Here is a 16118-nt window from a genome sequence, read left to right as displayed (position 1 = left end):
CTTACACCCCCCTTGTTAATAAATAAACCAAGATACAAAACGTACCAAGAACCACATACAATGCATAGTCACCGATGAATCCAGATTGGAGTCTACGTAACCCGTTGGCAATCACTCCAAAACTCCCACCAATCCCGAGAAAAAAACGATCTAGGATTTTGATATCAAAGGTATATGCGATTCCTTTTGATAAAAACACATAAGGTTTCACAAAAAGGACATCATAGATTTCATCAATGTAGTATTTATGAAAGAGGATTTTACGAAAACCAGTATGTTCCTCGAGGATAGGACTTTGTTTCCTTTGGTAAATGAAATATGCTAAAATAAGGCCTAAACTTGCGATTCCAACAGAAAAAGCCGCAAGGGAAATCTCAACCTGATGAGTGAGTTCTGTGTGTTTGGTAAATGTTCCCATTTGGTTCGCAAGAACTGTTCCCCTGTCCAAAACTGGAGCAAAGTAACGTTCCAATGTATCGATGTGCAAAAAGAAATGAGGAGTAAGGACAAATCCACTCAATACTGCTCCTACGGCTAGTACCACGAGAGGAAATGTCATGGTCCAAGGCGATTCATGCACTTTGTGGTGGGAGTCGGTATTGTCCTTTCCAAAAAATACCACAAACACAAGGCGGAACATATAAAAGGAAGTGAAAAAAGCAGCCACAACACCGACAGTCCAAAGAACGGAACCAAACGCACCATAGGTGTAAGTTTTTTCTAAAATCAAATCTTTTGAGAAAAATCCAGAGAAAGGGAAAAAACCTGCAATCGCTAACGTTCCGAGTAAGAAGGTTATTGATGTGATTTTAATTTTTCCAAAAAGTTTTCCCATATGTTTGATGTTTTGTTCATGGTGGAGGGCATGGATGACGGAACCCGCACCAAGGAATAATAATGCCTTAAAAAACGCATGGGTCATTAGATGGAAAAGTCCTGCTACATAACTCATGCTACCCATAGCAAGGAACATAAAACCAAGTTGGGAAACCGTTGAATAGGCGAGGATTTTTTTGATATCGTTTTGCAAAAGCCCAATCGTTGCCGCAAAAAGTGCAGTTGCAGCTCCAATACATGCAATGAAAAAGGAAGTATCCGGTGCTAGGTAAAATACAAAGTTGAGTCGTACGATGAGGAACACTCCTGCCGTTACCATGGTGGCCGCATGGATGAGAGCCGATACAGGTGTTGGGCCTGCCATCGCATCTGGTAACCAAACATACAGTGGGATCTGTGCAGATTTCCCCATCGCTGCGATGAAAAAGAAAAGGGCAATGAGATTGGCATAAGAGGCAAACTCTGACAGTTCACTCAAATTGGTTTGTAAGGTAAGGTATTCCAAACTCCCACCTAACCAAAAAAGAAAACCTGTCCCTAAGATAAAACCAACATCACCGATTCGGTTTAAAATAAATGCCTTCATCCCTGCTTCTGCGGCATAGGATTTGTCATAATCAAAACCGATGAGTAAGTAGGAAGCAAGACCAACACCTTCCCAACCAAGGAAGGTTAAAACCAAATTATCACTGAGGACAAGGTTTAACATACAAAAGATAAATAGATTGAGATAAGCAAAAAACCGGTTGTATCCTTTATTGCCCTTCATATACCCCATCGAATACAGATGGATGAGTGATCCAATACCCGTAATGATAAGAGTCATATACAAAGAGAGTTGGTCGATTTGGTAACCAAAGGAGGTTTTAAAATCTCCAATCAGAATCCAATCGAACACTGGCACAAGATGTGGTGCAGTTCGCTCCATTGGATTAAATTCATTAAACGCACCTAAGGTGATAAGGAAAGGGATAAAAACCGCGAGGGTTCCAATGGCTCCTGCAAATCGGTGTGGGATTCGATCTTTTAAGAGTCCATTATGCAAAAAACCAAGCAGAGGAAGAAGAACAACGATTGGAAATAAATCTAACATAGGATTACCATCTCATCGATTGGAGTTCATCCACGTTCGTGGATTTTTTGTGACGGAAGATCGCAATGACAAGAGCGAGGCCCACGGCTGCTTCCGCTGCAGCGATTGCCATCACAAAGAAAACAATGGTTTCCCCATTGATATGAGATAAAGCTTTGGAGAAGGTAACAAACACTAAATTCACCGAGTTTAGGATAAGCTCCACTGACATAAAAATGATTACAATGTTACGTCTGATGAGAACTCCAAGAACCCCAATGGAAAAAAGGATTCCCGCAAGGCCAAGGAGGTAATGAACGGGGATTCCGTTGATAACTGGATTCATAAAACCGTATCCTTTGTTTGGTCGATTTCTGTGAGTTTCTTTTTTGCTAAAATCACTGCCCCAAGCACTGCCACAAGTAGCAAAATTGAAATCATTTCAAATGGCAGAAGGTAATCTAAATAAGTAGAAGCTCCAACCGTTGCCACGTTTCCCTTGGCATTCACAGTGGACGTTCCTTGGATGGGGAATGAATACTCCGCATTTTCATACCCTTTTCCCATTTGTTCCGAATGAGGGACACCCGTTGTGAGAGTGGAATACAAAAGGAAAAAAAATCCGATCACAAATACAGATAACAAAACCAAACGAATAGGGTGTTTCCGATATCGAGACATTGTTTCAGCTCTTTGAGAAAGTAACATGAGAACAAACACAACAAGCACCATAATGGCACCCGCATACACTAACACCTGCATGGTGGCTATAAACAAGGCTCCCATAATCCCATAAATCCCTGCGAGGGAAAAAAAGGTAAACACTAGGGAAACAGCAGAAACCACTGGATTCTTTTGGAAAATGACACTTAAAGCCGTGATGACGGTAACCGTTCCAAAAAACACAAAGAGTAAAAGAGATGGTGAAGTTTCTAGGTTCATATAAATAATTTCATCCATCCTTCTTTCCAATACACAGTGTAGATGGAGGCAAACATGACAACAAATAGCCCCCAAGGGATCATCTTTTTCCAACCGAGTTTCATGAGTTGGTCATAACGAAACCGGGGAAGTGTCCAACGCACCCAAATGAACAAAAAAGCAAAAAACAATACTTTTAAGATAAAAAACCCAAGGCCAATAAAGGCTTGGTATTCTGATCCGGCCCCAAGATGGAAAGGAACATTATATCCACCAAAAAAAAGTAAGGTGGTGAGGCAAGACATGGTGATCATATTCATGTATTCTGCCAAAAAGAATAGAGCAAACTTAAATGCACCATATTCAGTATGGAAACCAACCACAAGCTCCGACTCGGCTTCTGCCAGGTCAAAAGGCAAACGGTTTGTTTCTGCAAACATGGCTGTCACATAGATAAAAAACGCAACAAATCCAGGTGGAGAGAGGATATTCCACATGTCTTTTTGGGAGTCACTGATGTCTGTGAGTTTGAGAGAACCTGTCATGATCACAATGGAAACAATGGAAAGTCCCATGGGAAGTTCGTAACTAATCATCTGAGCAGTCGACCGAACACCACCGAGTAACGAGTATTTGTTGTTACTGGACCATCCTGCAATCATGATTCCGTAGACTGAGAGAGAGGAAATCGCGAGCATATACAAAACGCCAGAGTCTGGGTTTGCAATTTGTAAGTCGATGGTTGCCACACCTGTAAGAGTGGTTAACCACTCTGGTGCCGGAAGAGTCCCGCCAAAGGGAATCACAGCCCAGGCCATGATCGCACAAGTCATAGAGATTGTGGGTGCAAGGAGATACATTCCCTTCGATACATTTTTTGGGAATATTTCTTCTTTGGCGATGAACTTAATCCCATCCGCCAATGGTTGGAAAATTCCAAAAGGACCTGCACGGTTTGGACCAGGTCTGTCCTGGATAAATCCAGCAAACTTTCGTTCGGCGAGAGTATAATACGCCACACCGGTTAAGATTACAAAAAACAAAGAGAGGATTTTAATCCCCCAAGCAAGTATTAAAGCCCAGTCCATCGTATTTGGTGACCTTTAGTGAGAAAGACTCACTTCCTTTTTCAATCGAAGAGAAAACTCTTCCTTAAATTTCGTCATCGTAGGTCGAACTGCCATCACACAAGCATCCGCTAACGGACAAATGGTGGTGCCACCTTCCATATTTCGGGAAAGAGAAAAGATGAGTTCTACATCCTTTTCTGTCCCTTCTCCCACTTTGATTTTATGGAGAAGGTCTTTGACCCAGTGTGTTCCTTCCCGACATGGTGTACACTGCCCACACGATTCATGAGAATAAAATTCTGCCAATCGGTAAGTGGTTTCCACGAGATCGGTTTCTTCCGATAAAATGATCACAGCGCCAGAACCTAACATAGATTTGAGGGAAGCAATGGATTCATAGTCCATTGTTGCCGTCATCGCTTCTTCCGCCGTTAAGATCGGTGAGGAACTTCCACCAGGGATCACTGCTTTTAATGCCTTATCATTTTTCATCCCACCACAGATGTCGTAGATGAGTTCCTTCATCGGAGTTCCCATTTCCACTTCATAAATCCCTGGTTTTTTCACATGCCCACTGACAGCAAAAAGCCTGGTCCCGGGCGATTTTTCGGTTCCGATTTTTTTGTATTCTTCCCCCGTCATACGGATGATATGCGGAACATTACAAAAGGTTTCGACATTATTCACAACGGTTGGGCAAGCATAGAGTCCTGATACCGCAGGGAATGGGGGTTTGAGACGCGGGTGGCCCCTCCTACCTTCAAGAGAATTGATGAGAGCTGACTCTTCTCCGCAGATATAAGCACCTGCACCAGAATACACAGCCAAATCAAAGTCATACCCTAGGCCTAAGATATTTTTTCCAAGAAGCCCTGCTTTGTATGCTTCTTCCACGGCAGTTTCCACAATCCGAATCCCTTTGTGAAATTCACCACGGATGTAAATATAACCTTGGTGGGAGTCAATGGCTTTTGCCGCAATGATCATCCCTTCAATAAGCATGTGAGGAAATCGTTCGATGAGCATCCGGTCTTTGAAAGTACCTGGTTCCCCTTCGTCCCCATTACAAATTAAATACTTTGGTTTGTCGGTTTTCGGAATGAAGCCCCATTTGTTTCCTGTAGGAAACCCAGCTCCACCACGACCACGAAGCCCAGAATTTTTGACATCGTTTACAATTTGTTCGGCGGTCATACAAGAGATTGCCTTTTTTAAACTTTCGTACCCACCCACCGATTGGTAGTGTTTTAAGGTATGAGAATCAGCGGCATTAATATGTGTTGTGAGTAAGGTTTTAAGTCCCATGTTATCCTTCTTTTTCCAATTCAGAAAGAATCTTTTCGATGGATTCTGGAGTTAAATTTTCATAATACTTATCATTGATCTGAGCGACTGGTCCAAACCCACAAGCCCCAAGGCACTGCACTTCATCCACAGTGTATTTTTTGTCCTTTGAGGTTTCCCCTTTTTCGATTCCTAATTTAGAACACACGTGTTCCGTGATGGAGTCAGAACCTGCCAGATAACAAGAGATATTGGCACAAATTTGGATATGGAATTTCCCAACTGGTTTTTTATTGTACATGGTGTAAAATGTAGCCACACCGTGCACATGTGCCAAAGAAACTGGTTCACCAATCCGATCGGCGATGTATTGCATCCCTTCTGTATCCACAAAACCTTTGTCAGCTTGTAATAAAAAAAGACATGGCAAAATGAGAGATCGTTTGCTTGGAAATTGTGGGATGAGTCTTTGGAATCTTTTTTCCGATTCTTGTGAAAATTGATACGCCATTAACAATCAAGCTCCCCTGCAATGACATTGAGTGAGGACATTGTCGCAATGGTATCTGCCAAAAGTCCACCTTTCACCATTTCTGGGAACGCTTGGTAGTACCAAAAACATGGACGTCTCACATGTACCCGCCAAGGAGATTTTTCCCCTTCCGATACTACATAGAATCCAAGTTCTCCATTCGCAGCTTCTGTGGCATGGTAATATTCCCCTGGCGGAACTTTCACTCCGTGCATAATGATCTTAAAATGGTAAATGAGTTCTTCCATATTGTGATACACACGGTCTTTGGGTGGAAGGAAAGTGTGTGGTACATCTGCATGATAAGGACCTTCAGGGATACCGTCAATTAGCTGTTCGATGATCCGCATTGACTGGCGCATCTCTTCCATACGAACCAGAGTCCTGTCAAGAGCGGAACCGTCCTCTCCCACTGGAATGTCAAAATCCACCTTATCATAGAACATATAAGGGTCATCTTTACGAACGTCCCAAGGGACACCTGCAGCGCGTAAATTTGGTCCCGAAAAACCGTAAGCAATCGCACGTTCGGAAGAAATCCCACCAATGCCTTTCGTTCTTTCATTGAAGATTTTGTTCCTGATGAGTAGTTCTTCAAATTCGTCTAACGCTGGTTTTAATCCCTTTAGAATGAGTTTGATTTCGGATTGGAATTCCGGGTAAATATCTCGTTCCATTCCCCCCACTCGGCAGAAGGTGGTCGTGAGGCGAGCTCCCGTGAGTTTCTCTAAAATTTGGTAAATGTTTTCTCGGTGGTGGAAAAGGTGTAATAACCCAGAAAATGCCCCAAGGTCCACACCCATAATCCCATTACAAATGATATGGTCCATGATCCTTGAAAGTTCGGAGATGATCATACGAACGTATGTCACACGATCAGGGACTTGGATTTGCATCATCTTTTCCACTGTGAGGATCCAACCGATGTTGTTCAAAGGAGTGGATACATAGTTCATTCGATCCGTACAAACTAAGAACTGGTTATAGTCGTAACGTTCTCCTAATTTTTCAAAACAACGGTGTACATAGCCAATCACAGATTCGGTGTCAACAACTCGTTCTCCATCAATCTGGATTACGTTTTGTAAAATTCCATGGGTAGCAGGATGGCTTGGTCCTAAGTTAACGAGTAAATGACCTTCTGGTAGGTCTTTGAATTTTTGGCCAAAGTGTTCGGCTGTTTTTTCGTACATTACCATATTGATTGTTTACCGCCTAACCGGTAATATCCTCTTCTACGTGAATGGTCAGTAAATCCTCGATGAGGTAATCTTGGCCTGGGCCTTCGAGTGGGTAGTCTTTCCTGAGTGGGTGGCCCACAAAGTTATCAGGCATAATGAGTCGTTCCATTCTTGGGTGGTTTGAAAACGGAATCCCCATAAGATCAAATACTTCTCGTTCCGGCCAATTGGCTGCCGGGAAAATTCCCGCTATGCTTGGAACTGATTCCCCTTCTCCCACAGGAACACGGAGTTGGAATCGAAAGTGATTGTTACTCGGAGAACGAAGGAGGTATACCACTTCAAATCTCGGTTCCCGTTTTCCTAACCAATCGATAGAAGTGAGGTCATTCAAAAAAGTAAAAGCAAACTCAGGGTGATCCTTTAACGTCTGTACAACGGTAGGTAGGCTTTCCTTTTGGATGCTAAAGTAGAGAAGATTGGTGTTTATGTCCCTTTGCGGGAGCAAACTATCTTTCCATTGAGTTTGGATAAATTCGGTTAGTTTTTCTTTCATGCCACTACGAGGGGTTTGTTACGTTCGTTGATCTCTTGGATCTTTTTCATGACTTCTTGGCGGCGAGCTTCCAAACCTTGGCTTTGGACTTTTTTCTGTAACTTTACAAGCGCATCAAGTAGTGCTTCTGGTCTGGGAGGACAACCTGGAACATACACATCCACGGGGAGAATACGGTCTACACCTTGTAACACACCATAGGTGTGAAACATCCCACCGGAAGAAGCACAAGCTCCCACAGAAATCACAAATTTAGGTTCAGCCAATTGGTCGTATATCTGGCGTAATACGGGAGCCATTTTATAAGTGATGGTTCCGAGAACTAAAATCATGTCTGCTTGGCGAGGAGAAAAGGAAGGCCTTTCGGCACCAAAACGCGCGATGTCATAATCGGCACAAGAAGTACTCATGTATTCGATTCCACAACAAGCGGTCGCAAAAGGATAAGGCCACAAAGAAAAACTTTGCCCCCATTGTACCACATTGTCGAGTGTGGCAACTTGGAACATGTCACCAAACATCTCACCCGGTTTGGATAGTGTTTCTGTTAATCCCATTCCAGTGCTCCTTTTTTCCAGATATAATATAGACCCACCACAAGGATGAGTAAAAAGAAAAACATTTCAAAAAGAAAAAACGTTCCTAGTCCTGCTTCTTTGAATCCAATTAGATTCACAGCCCAAGGGTATAAAAACACAGCTTCAATATCAAAGAGGATAAAGAGGACTGCTACCAAGTAAAACTTGATATTAAAAAGTCCTCTCGCATCTCCATAATAGGTGACTCCACATTCAAAGGTATCTTGTGGTTTTGATTTTTTCTTTGGGTTTAAAAGAAAGGCAAGTGATAAGATCAGAGCGGAGAAACCGACTCCGAGCAAAAGTTGTAAGAGGATTGGTGCAAAACTATCCGGTGCGGATCCCATGTATGAAAATGCTCTCACGAAAGGGGTTAGTTGTCAAGATGAGAAAGAATTTCCCCTTTGTTTTCGTGTATTTTTCGAGATTCGAGGGAAAATCTCTAATTTTTGAGATAAACTCTCAATAACGGTCTCCCCATAACCTTTCCAATTGTTCTTTCAGATTTTTCTCCATCCCTTGGTTGGAGGGTGAATAAAAGCTTGGTGGGTTCGGATAAAAGGACTCTGGGAAGTATCGTTCTTTCAGGAAATGTCCTGGAAAATCATGCGGGTACTTGTAACCCTCTCCCGCTCCTTCGTTACGATGAGTGGCAGTAGGCGCATTTCGTAAGTGGTTTGGGATTTGGAAGGAACGATTCCTTGCCTTCACAAAGGCCAATGCTTCATTTATCGCCGTATAACTCGCATTAGATTTCGGAACAGAGGCAAGGAAAGTGGTACATTGCCCAAGAGGGATCCTTCCTTCTGGCATTCCCACTCGTTCCACCGCTTGCCAAGTGGCAATCGCAAGGGGTAACGCATGGACACTTGCATTTCCGACATCTTCACTCGAAAAGATTACCAGTCTTCTGGCAATAAAGAGAGGGTCTTCCCCACCCTCGAGCATCAGCGCCAAATAAAACAAGGCAGCATCCGGATCACTGCCTCGAAGGGATTTGATAAAGGCAGAAATGATATCATAATGGCTTTCACTATTTTTATCATAGGTCACAAGGGTATCTCCAAGGATAAGGGACAACCTTTCTTCTGTAACCTCTTCCCCTTCCTTTGTGGCACTTAAGATTCGTTCTAGATACCCAAGGAGTTTACGTGCATCCCCTGCACTCCTTCGAAAAAGTTCCTGTTTGACTCCTTCTGGAATCGTTCGGTTTGTGTTTTGTTTGGTGAGGCATGCGGAAAAAATTTGGTCCTCTTCTTCTTCGGTGAGAGTGGTGAGCCTGTAGACAAGCATTCGGGAAAGGAGTGCCTTATTCACCCGAAAACTTGGGTTTTCTGTGGTCGCAGCGATGAGGATGATCTCCCCTTCTTCCACAGCTGATAATAATGCATCTTGTTGGGAGGAGGAAAACCTGTGGATCTCATCCAAAAAAAGGACAATGGTGCCGAGACGTTTCCCTTCTTCTAACACTTCCCTCACTTCTTTGACACCACTTGTCACACAACTCAAATACCGCTTTTCCAATTTCCATGATTCAGCAAGCAGATGGGCAAGTGTGGTTTTTCCAGTTCCGGGAGGACCGTAGAATAAAATGGATGTTGGTTTTGTTATGGATCGTAAAGCAGAGACCACTTTTGTTTGGCCCACAAATTCGGACCAAGTTTTAGGCCGCACGAGATGGGCAAGAGGCACTTGTTTGGAATTAGAAAACAGGGAATCCAATTTAGTTTAAATCCAATTCCTTTTTCACTGCCATATAACAGTTGTAAATGGTTTCATTACACACATCACAACCGGAATGGCAACATATAAGGGCCCTTTCAGAAACCTTTCCATCAATTAGGTTTTTGACAAAGGCTGCCGTCCGGTCTGGCAAAAAGAAAAACCTGACTTTTTCTAAAATCACTTCGTCGACTGACTTAGGGAATAGTCGTTCTTCGGTCATCTTAGCCTCCCGTAATCCAACCGATGTACATTGCATAAAAATAAACAGAGATACGAACAAACCGAAAGAGGGACCCTAAAAAAAACAAACGGTATGGCATCTTAAAAGTACCTACGGTATATGCCATCCAAGAATAGGGAATGGGAGTGAGTGCACTAAGAACCACTGCACCAAATCCATACTTTCGAATGTAAGGCAGAAGTTTGTCTTCATAGTGTAAAACCATCTGGCGGCCCAAATGGAATCTGGGAATCAAATAGAGACCAATGAAATATGCGAAGGTTCCCCCGATGATACTTCCGACTGACATCGATAAGATGGTTTTTAGTGGGTCCATCTCACCGGTAATCGCTAACATCAAAAAAGCATCGGGCGGTACAAAGGCTGGAAGGCTATCCGAGAGGATCATTCCTATAAATAAACCAAGGAACCCAAAAATACGTACAAAGTGTTCGCTAAAGCCGAGTAGTTCCCTTCGGAAAAAATAGGCAAGGCCAAACACAATGGCGAGAACGATCACAATAGAGAAGATGGTTTGTAAAAATAAGGTTCGTAGATTGATGGAAGTTTCTTGTTCTTTTGACATTTATTATGCCTTGGTTTCTTTTAAAAGAAGGTTACGACTCGTTCGGATCCAATCTTCGATTTTGGAAACAGAGTCTTTGATGAGTGTTTGCAACTGTGTTTTTTCTTCTGCATTGAAGTTTTGCAGAACAAAGTCAGCCACTTCCATCCCCCCTTTTTCGGGTTTGCCCACACCAAACCGCAGACGATGAAAATCTTGGGACCCGAGTTTTGCCACGATGTCTTTTAGACCATTATGGCCAGCAGTTCCTCCGCCGATTTTGTTTTTGATTTTTCCAAATGGCAAATCGACTTCGTCTTGGACCACAAGGATTTGAGAGGGAGGGATTTTGTACAAATTGGCAAGAGTTTGTGTTGCTTTGCCCGAAAGATTCATAAACTCCAAGGGTTTCAGTAAATGGATTTTATCCCCTTCCCAGATAAGAGTGGTTTCTGCATATTTTTTGGCGTCTTTAAAGGAGACACTAAATTCAGAAGCCAAAGCATCTAAGATCATAAACCCAATATTATGGCGGGTATTTTTGTATTTATCTCCCGGATTTCCAAGACCAACAATTAAAAAGTGGTTCATACATTCCCAAGGATGATATGTAACATTCGTTCGGTGGCTTTCACTGCGGCAACTTGTTGGTCCGAGTCAATTCCGATGGTGCGGATCGGGTGATTGTCTCCCTCTTTTTTCCAGGTGATGACAGTTTCCACAAGGGCATTTGTATTCCCACCAGGTGGAATCCTCACTTCATAATCAAAGAGTTTTGGGATTTGGATCTTCAAGGTTTTTAAGATGGTTCCGAGGGCATTCATAAACGCATCGTACCCCCCGTCCCCTTCCCCTTTTCCTTCATAGAGATTTCCTTGGTATTTCACTTTCACTTCGGCTTTGGGTTTCACTCCAATGCCACTTGTTACAGTGCATGTTTCGATCCGAAAACTAGATTCTAAGTTTTCCCCAGTGATATCAGAAATGATGTAGGGTAAATCTTCTTTTGTGACAGTTTTGTTTTGGTCCCCAAGTTCAATCACTCGCTCCAAAACTTTTTTCTCAATTTCCGGTGAGAGAACCATACCCAATTGTTTTAAGTTTTCAGTGATACTCGCTTTCCCGGCTAACTTGCCGAGTGCATACACGCGACTCCTTCCAAAACGTTCCGGAAGGATGGGATTGGCATATAAATTCCCTTTTTTGTCTCCATCGGCATGGACACCTGCCGTTTGTGTGAAAACATCTTCTCCCACAATGGGTCTGTTATCCGAGATTCGTTTTCCAGAAAATACTTCTACTAGCCTAGAAGCACTTGTGATTTCTTTTTCGACAACAGAGGTTCTAAATTTTGTTTTGTCATGGAGTGCTGTTACCACAGCTTCTAATGGAGAATTCCCTGCGCGTTCCCCAAGTCCATTCACTGCGACATGAAGTCCCCGAACTCCCGCCTTCACTGCCTCTAAACAATTCGCAACTGCTAGGTCATAATCATTATGCCCATGAAACTCAAACCATAAATTGGGAAAAAGGCCAACAAGATCGGTCACAGCCGTTCTCACTTCTTCTGGTGATAATACACCTAAAGTATCAGCAAGATAAAATCGTTTGATGGGAAACTTTGAAACGGTTTGTAAATACTGAATGACATAGTCTCTGGAATGTAAATATCCATTGGACCAGTCTTCTAAATAGACATTCACTGTGATCCCTGCTTCTCGAGCAAAATCCACTGTTTGTTTGATATCGGAAAAATGTTCTTCGGGAGTTTTTCGAAGTTGGTTTGTTAGGTGGTTTAGTGACCCTTTTGTCAAAAGGTTTAGTACCTTCACTCCAGTGCCTTTCATCCACTCCACAGTTTTGTCTGAGTCAACAAATCCTAAAATTTCGATCCTGTCCTGAAGACCTTCCCCTTTTGCCCAATCGATGATTTTCCCAACTGCTTCAAATTCCCCTGGGGAAACTCTCGCACTTGCAATTTCCACTCTATCAGTTTTTAGATCCTTTAAAAGGTGTTTGGTGATATTTAATTTCTGTTGCCAAGAGAAAGAAACACCATTGGTTTGTTCCCCATCACGTAACGTTACGTCTAGAATTTCTATTTTGGAATTTGGTTCTGTCATGCTTTCAATCGATTGATGTATTCTTTGGAAGGCGCGAGGATTTCGACAAGAGTACTACCTGGGTTCTGTCGAAACATTGGGTCGGATTCCACTAATTTCAAAAACCCTGTGGAGGTCACGTAGTCAATCGCCATTCGGCGTAATACCCCTTCCCCAATCCCATGTAGGATTTCCACATAGGTTTCCCCATCCATAAAGGCTTCATGGAGTTCTCTCTCGAGTTTTGTCCGAGCTTCTTCAAATCGGAGTTTGCGAATGTAAATGGTACGCACCGTAAGTCCAAAAAAATGGACTTAGGTCAAATTGCAACAGAAACGAACTGCATCCAAAAGTTCCTTGGTATTCCAAGGTTTGGAAAAAATCGCATAGGTTTTGGCTTCTTCTTTCACACGGTTGATCGCATCCCTGTCTGCATGCCCAGAAATGAGGATAGATTTGATATGGGGGTATTTTTGGTGGACTTTGATGAGAAATTCGTCTCCCCGCATCCCTGGCATGAGCCAGTCGGATAAAATGAGAATCACTTCTACACCTGATTGGCAGAGGTCATCGATCACTTCCATGGCTTCTTCTGGGTTTTGAGCCGTTTCATAAGTGTAACTGCCCCCGATCTCTCTTTTCAGTTCTTGTACGAGAGAAAGAAGGAGGATTGGTTCATCATCAACACATAGAATGGCATTTTTCTCGTTTTTGATCTGCGATAAATTCAAACTCTTGTCCCTTCCATTACTTTTGGTATGTACACCCTGAATTCCGTTCCAGTAGGATCTGAAATAAAATCAATTTTTCCATTCATTTTTTCTACGATTTGTTTACAAATGTCAAGCCCAAGCCCAATCCCTTCTCCATGTTTTTTTGTCGTAAAAAAAGGCAAAAAAACTTTGTCTTGGATTTCGGGATCAATTCCTTTTCCATTATCCTTAATCGATGTTAGGACATAATCTGACTCGGTTGTGACTGAAATTCTTATTTTACCCTTATAATCCATTGCTTGTAAAGCATTATTGATTAAATTGATCCAAACTTGGTTGAGTTTATCACGATCCGCCAAACAAGAATCAGATGTAAAATAGTTCTTAATGATTTCCACATCTTTTTTAATTTTTGCCTGGTATAAAGTTAAAATTGAATCCAATTCTGAAGGAATATTCACATGTTGGGAGTTAGAGTCGACAACGGACTGGTCAGTATACAAATAATGTTTGAGTGCGTTCACTACATGTGAGGCTTTTTCCGTAGCAGATTGAACCACATATACCAATCGATACAAACTTCCCAAAGTCACAACGTTTTGTAAAAGAAAACTCGCCCTTGGTTTTTCTATGATAGAAAAGATTTGAGAATCCCAATTTGTAACACCAATGGATGTTAGATGGTCGAGTATATCTTCTGGATTGGAAATATTCTTTTCCTTAAGTTGAGCCATCCTTTCCTTTTTTTCCGCACGACTCATAAGACCAGAACTTCTATCTCCGAAATTAACACTTAACAACAGTAATGTTTGAAAATCGTCCAGCTCCTCATGATTTAGGGTTTCTAAAAATTTCGGAAGGAGAAGGATATCTTTTTTTAAAATTTCCGACATGGCACGAACACTGGAAGAAATGGCACCGAGTGGGGTATTCAATTCGTGAGTGATCCCTGCTGCAAATTGCCCAAGTGCCGCTAATTTTTCACTGAGTAATAGCTGGTTTTGGGCATTATGAAGATCGAGTAATATCCTTTCTTTGGTAGCAATGGTCTCCAGTAAATTCTTGTTACTTTCCATAAGAGCAACTGTCCGGTCATTGACGATTTTTTCCAAATTGCTATTGGTTTCCATCACCATCTGTTGGCTTGCACTCACCCTTTCGAAACTGGATTTTAATTCCCTCGACATAAAACGAAAGGCATCGGAAAGTCCTCGGAGTTCGGCAATCATACTCTCACCAACAGGAAAATCCCAATCTCCCTTTGCCAGTGATTTGGAAGCGGAAGAAAATCGTAAAATCGGCCTTGTGACAAGTTCTGCTAAAACAACAGCGAGGATAAGACTTAAAAGAATTGCCCAAGCAAATACCATTGCCGACTCACTATTCCCTGTATACACTCCACTCAAATAAAAGGAATAAGGGAACAGTGTGACAAGGTAGATGGTACTCCTTTCTTTAGGGATTTCGAATCTCGAAACATTGGCATTCCAATTTTCTCTGGAGAGTGGTTTTTTGGTCACAACAGAAAAACTCAAATGGGTTTCTGGGTAATGAAGGTCACTTGCTTGTTTTTTTAATTCGACTCGTAAGGTTTCTAGAAGTCGTGATGATTTTGGTTCGTTCGACAAACTTGAAATGAGTGTTAGGTGAGAATCCAATAAATACACTTTTCCTTGGGTATTGACCATGGAAGTATCCAATAACTGTTGGAGTAGAATGGGATTGGAACTTATGGATCCTGTATTCGTTTCCAATTCTGATAATTGTAATTGAATGTTTTTTGACCATTGTTTGTGTAAAATTTCAACCATATGGTAGGCAGATTCTTCTGCATTTTTTAAAGTCACATACGATGTAATCCCAACTAAAAATAAAACCAAACAAACAAATGGGGCCACAATGAATAATTGTAAAGATATCCCGGTTCTCTCTTCCGCATATTGTTCATTTGAAGTCCCAAAATTCGATGATGATACCCAAACCATTCTTGGTTCTGTGATGCTAACTTCCTTTACTTGGAATGGGATCTCTGCCCAAAAGTATCCAATTTTTTTAACAATGGGAAACAACAAAAAACTGATCATTGGTGCGAGGATCCAAGTGATTCCAGTTGTGAAAATGAGAGCTGAACTAATGGTATGATAGGAAATTTCAGATCCAAATTGTTTGGAACATAAAAACCCCCATAAAAATGGTTCGAGTAATAAAAATAAAAAAACAAATATAAAATAATAAATCCAAATTCTCACCTTACTAAAATTTGGTGACTTTCCAATCATTTGGTAGGAGATCCAAAACAAGGATGGATTAATGAAATACCCAGGTAACCAGTCCCATAAAAAATCTGGAGGAACCCCTTCTATCAAATCAGAAAGACCATATGCAAACGGAACTGCAAGTAAGGCTGGGTAACCAAAAAAATTAAGGCATAAAAAAACAGATAAATCCTTAAGACTTTCTAAGGTCTGTGCTCCAGGGATGAGGACAATGGAACTACCTAAATAACCAGTTGCAAAAATGGAGACAAAGGTGATGAGAAAAAAATAAAAACTTTTGAGATTCCATGTCCATACTTCCCTCGAGATCCGGAATTGTTTTCCATTCCGAAAGCTAAATCCAGTATAAGCAAATACTGCAACGAGAGAACCAAGTAAAAACGAAAATCGACCCCAAACTTCTAAGATTGGTAGTGGGATCTTGGAAATGACAAATTCTAACCAAACGATGATCTCTGCCATGACCAAAAAATCGTAGGAGTTATT

18 protein-coding genes are annotated in these 16118 nt (G+C 41.8%); all 18 read right to left on the bottom strand.

Features of this window, described 5'->3' with window-relative positions:
• Position 1 precedes the first annotated feature (1 nt).
• The gene (nuoL, locus tag DI076_RS01090) at positions 2 to 1930 is read right to left on the bottom strand and encodes an NADH-quinone oxidoreductase subunit L (RefSeq protein WP_108958213.1); all 1929 of its coding nucleotides are present in this window, start codon (positions 1928 to 1930) and stop codon (positions 2 to 4) included.
• Between the two features lie 4 nt (positions 1931 to 1934).
• Positions 1935 to 2255: an NADH-quinone oxidoreductase subunit NuoK gene (nuoK, locus tag DI076_RS01085; protein WP_108958212.1), complete on the bottom strand. Its 321-nt coding sequence runs from the start codon at positions 2253 to 2255 to the stop codon at positions 1935 to 1937.
• Positions 2252 to 2869: an NADH-quinone oxidoreductase subunit J family protein gene (locus DI076_RS01080; RefSeq protein WP_108958211.1), complete on the bottom strand. Its 618-nt coding sequence runs from the start codon at positions 2867 to 2869 to the stop codon at positions 2252 to 2254. Before DI076_RS01080 ends, nuoK begins: the two co-directional genes overlap by 4 nt.
• Positions 2848 to 3918 carry an NADH-quinone oxidoreductase subunit NuoH gene (gene nuoH, locus DI076_RS01075; protein WP_108958210.1) on the bottom strand — a complete coding sequence of 357 codons (1071 nt, stop codon included), beginning with the start codon at positions 3916 to 3918 and terminating at the stop codon, positions 2848 to 2850. The genes DI076_RS01080 and nuoH overlap by 22 nt, the downstream gene beginning before the upstream one ends.
• 15 nt (positions 3919 to 3933) lie before the next feature.
• Positions 3934 to 5205 (bottom strand): NADH-quinone oxidoreductase subunit NuoF, encoded by a 1272-nt coding sequence (nuoF, locus tag DI076_RS01070; protein WP_108958209.1) that lies wholly within the window; start codon positions 5203 to 5205, stop codon positions 3934 to 3936.
• Between the two features lies 1 nt (position 5206).
• The gene (locus DI076_RS01065; RefSeq protein ID WP_108958208.1) at positions 5207 to 5695 is read right to left on the bottom strand and encodes an NADH-quinone oxidoreductase subunit NuoE family protein; all 489 of its coding nucleotides are present in this window, start codon (positions 5693 to 5695) and stop codon (positions 5207 to 5209) included.
• A complete protein-coding gene (locus DI076_RS01060) occupies positions 5695 to 6915 on the bottom strand; it encodes an NADH-quinone oxidoreductase subunit D (RefSeq protein ID WP_174704998.1) in 1221 nt (406 codons plus the stop codon). Before DI076_RS01060 ends, DI076_RS01065 begins: the two co-directional genes overlap by 1 nt.
• Positions 6916 to 6931: 16 nt before the next feature.
• Positions 6932 to 7453, bottom strand: a complete 522-nt coding sequence (locus DI076_RS01055; protein WP_108958207.1) for an NADH-quinone oxidoreductase subunit C — start codon at positions 7451 to 7453, stop codon at positions 6932 to 6934.
• Positions 7450 to 8010, bottom strand: coding sequence for an NADH-quinone oxidoreductase subunit B (locus tag DI076_RS01050; RefSeq protein ID WP_100718050.1), 561 nt, complete (start codon positions 8008 to 8010; stop codon positions 7450 to 7452). The genes DI076_RS01055 and DI076_RS01050 overlap by 4 nt, the downstream gene beginning before the upstream one ends.
• A complete protein-coding gene (locus DI076_RS01045; protein ID WP_012476226.1) occupies positions 8001 to 8378 on the bottom strand; it encodes an NADH-quinone oxidoreductase subunit A in 378 nt (125 codons plus the stop codon). Before DI076_RS01045 ends, DI076_RS01050 begins: the two co-directional genes overlap by 10 nt.
• Before the next feature lie 115 nt (positions 8379 to 8493).
• Entirely contained in the window at positions 8494 to 9753 is a 1260-nt protein-coding gene (locus tag DI076_RS01040; RefSeq protein ID WP_108958206.1) for a replication-associated recombination protein A, read from the bottom strand.
• A 1-nt stretch (position 9754) separates the two neighbouring features.
• Positions 9755 to 9976 carry a hypothetical protein gene (locus DI076_RS01035; protein WP_100718048.1) on the bottom strand — a complete coding sequence of 74 codons (222 nt, stop codon included), beginning with the start codon at positions 9974 to 9976 and terminating at the stop codon, positions 9755 to 9757.
• Between the two features lies 1 nt (position 9977).
• Positions 9978 to 10562: a YqaA family protein gene (locus tag DI076_RS01030; RefSeq protein WP_108958205.1), complete on the bottom strand. Its 585-nt coding sequence runs from the start codon at positions 10560 to 10562 to the stop codon at positions 9978 to 9980.
• A gap of 3 nt (positions 10563 to 10565) precedes the next feature.
• Complete coding sequence (gene pth, locus DI076_RS01025; protein ID WP_108958204.1) at positions 10566 to 11132, bottom strand: aminoacyl-tRNA hydrolase; 567 nt, start codon at positions 11130 to 11132, stop codon at positions 10566 to 10568.
• Positions 11129 to 12664, bottom strand: a complete 1536-nt coding sequence (gene cimA, locus DI076_RS01020) for a (R)-citramalate synthase CimA (RefSeq protein ID WP_108958203.1) — start codon at positions 12662 to 12664, stop codon at positions 11129 to 11131. Before cimA ends, pth begins: the two co-directional genes overlap by 4 nt.
• Complete coding sequence (locus DI076_RS01015; protein ID WP_108958202.1) at positions 12661 to 12936, bottom strand: Smr/MutS family protein; 276 nt, start codon at positions 12934 to 12936, stop codon at positions 12661 to 12663. Before DI076_RS01015 ends, cimA begins: the two co-directional genes overlap by 4 nt.
• A gap of 21 nt (positions 12937 to 12957) precedes the next feature.
• Positions 12958 to 13374, bottom strand: coding sequence for a response regulator (locus DI076_RS01010; protein ID WP_012388280.1), 417 nt, complete (start codon positions 13372 to 13374; stop codon positions 12958 to 12960).
• Positions 13371 to 16094 carry a sensor histidine kinase gene (locus DI076_RS01005; RefSeq protein WP_108958201.1) on the bottom strand — a complete coding sequence of 908 codons (2724 nt, stop codon included), beginning with the start codon at positions 16092 to 16094 and terminating at the stop codon, positions 13371 to 13373. Before DI076_RS01005 ends, DI076_RS01010 begins: the two co-directional genes overlap by 4 nt.
• Positions 16095 to 16118: the final 24 nt, after the last annotated feature.

It is taken from the genome of Leptospira ellinghausenii (assembly GCF_003114815.1).
Classification (GTDB): domain Bacteria; phylum Spirochaetota; class Leptospiria; order Leptospirales; family Leptospiraceae; genus Leptospira_A; species Leptospira_A ellinghausenii.
This window is presented reverse-complemented; position numbering and strand designations above follow the sequence as displayed.

Coding starts and splice junctions, on each gene's coding strand:
- nuoL (WP_108958213.1), bottom strand. CDS start 1,930: ATGTTAGATTTATTTCCAATCGTTGTTCTTCTTCCTCTGCTTGGTTTT.
- nuoK (WP_108958212.1), bottom strand. CDS start 2,255: ATGAATCCAGTTATCAACGGAATCCCCGTTCATTACCTCCTTGGCCTT.
- DI076_RS01080 (WP_108958211.1), bottom strand. CDS start 2,869: ATGGATGAAATTATTTATATGAACCTAGAAACTTCACCATCTCTTTTA.
- nuoH (WP_108958210.1), bottom strand. CDS start 3,918: ATGGACTGGGCTTTAATACTTGCTTGGGGGATTAAAATCCTCTCTTTG.
- nuoF (WP_108958209.1), bottom strand. CDS start 5,205: ATGGGACTTAAAACCTTACTCACAACACATATTAATGCCGCTGATTCT.
- DI076_RS01065 (WP_108958208.1), bottom strand. CDS start 5,695: ATGGCGTATCAATTTTCACAAGAATCGGAAAAAAGATTCCAAAGACTC.
- DI076_RS01060 (WP_174704998.1), bottom strand. CDS start 6,915: ATGGTAATGTACGAAAAAACAGCCGAACACTTTGGCCAAAAATTCAAA.
- DI076_RS01055 (WP_108958207.1), bottom strand. CDS start 7,453: ATGAAAGAAAAACTAACCGAATTTATCCAAACTCAATGGAAAGATAGT.
- DI076_RS01050 (WP_100718050.1), bottom strand. CDS start 8,010: ATGGGATTAACAGAAACACTATCCAAACCGGGTGAGATGTTTGGTGAC.
- DI076_RS01045 (WP_012476226.1), bottom strand. CDS start 8,378: ATGGGATCCGCACCGGATAGTTTTGCACCAATCCTCTTACAACTTTTG.
- DI076_RS01035 (WP_100718048.1), bottom strand. CDS start 9,976: ATGACCGAAGAACGACTATTCCCTAAGTCAGTCGACGAAGTGATTTTA.
- DI076_RS01030 (WP_108958205.1), bottom strand. CDS start 10,562: ATGTCAAAAGAACAAGAAACTTCCATCAATCTACGAACCTTATTTTTA.
- pth (WP_108958204.1), bottom strand. CDS start 11,132: ATGAACCACTTTTTAATTGTTGGTCTTGGAAATCCGGGAGATAAATAC.
- cimA (WP_108958203.1), bottom strand. CDS start 12,664: ATGACAGAACCAAATTCCAAAATAGAAATTCTAGACGTAACGTTACGT.
- DI076_RS01005 (WP_108958201.1), bottom strand. CDS start 16,094: ATGGCAGAGATCATCGTTTGGTTAGAATTTGTCATTTCCAAGATCCCA.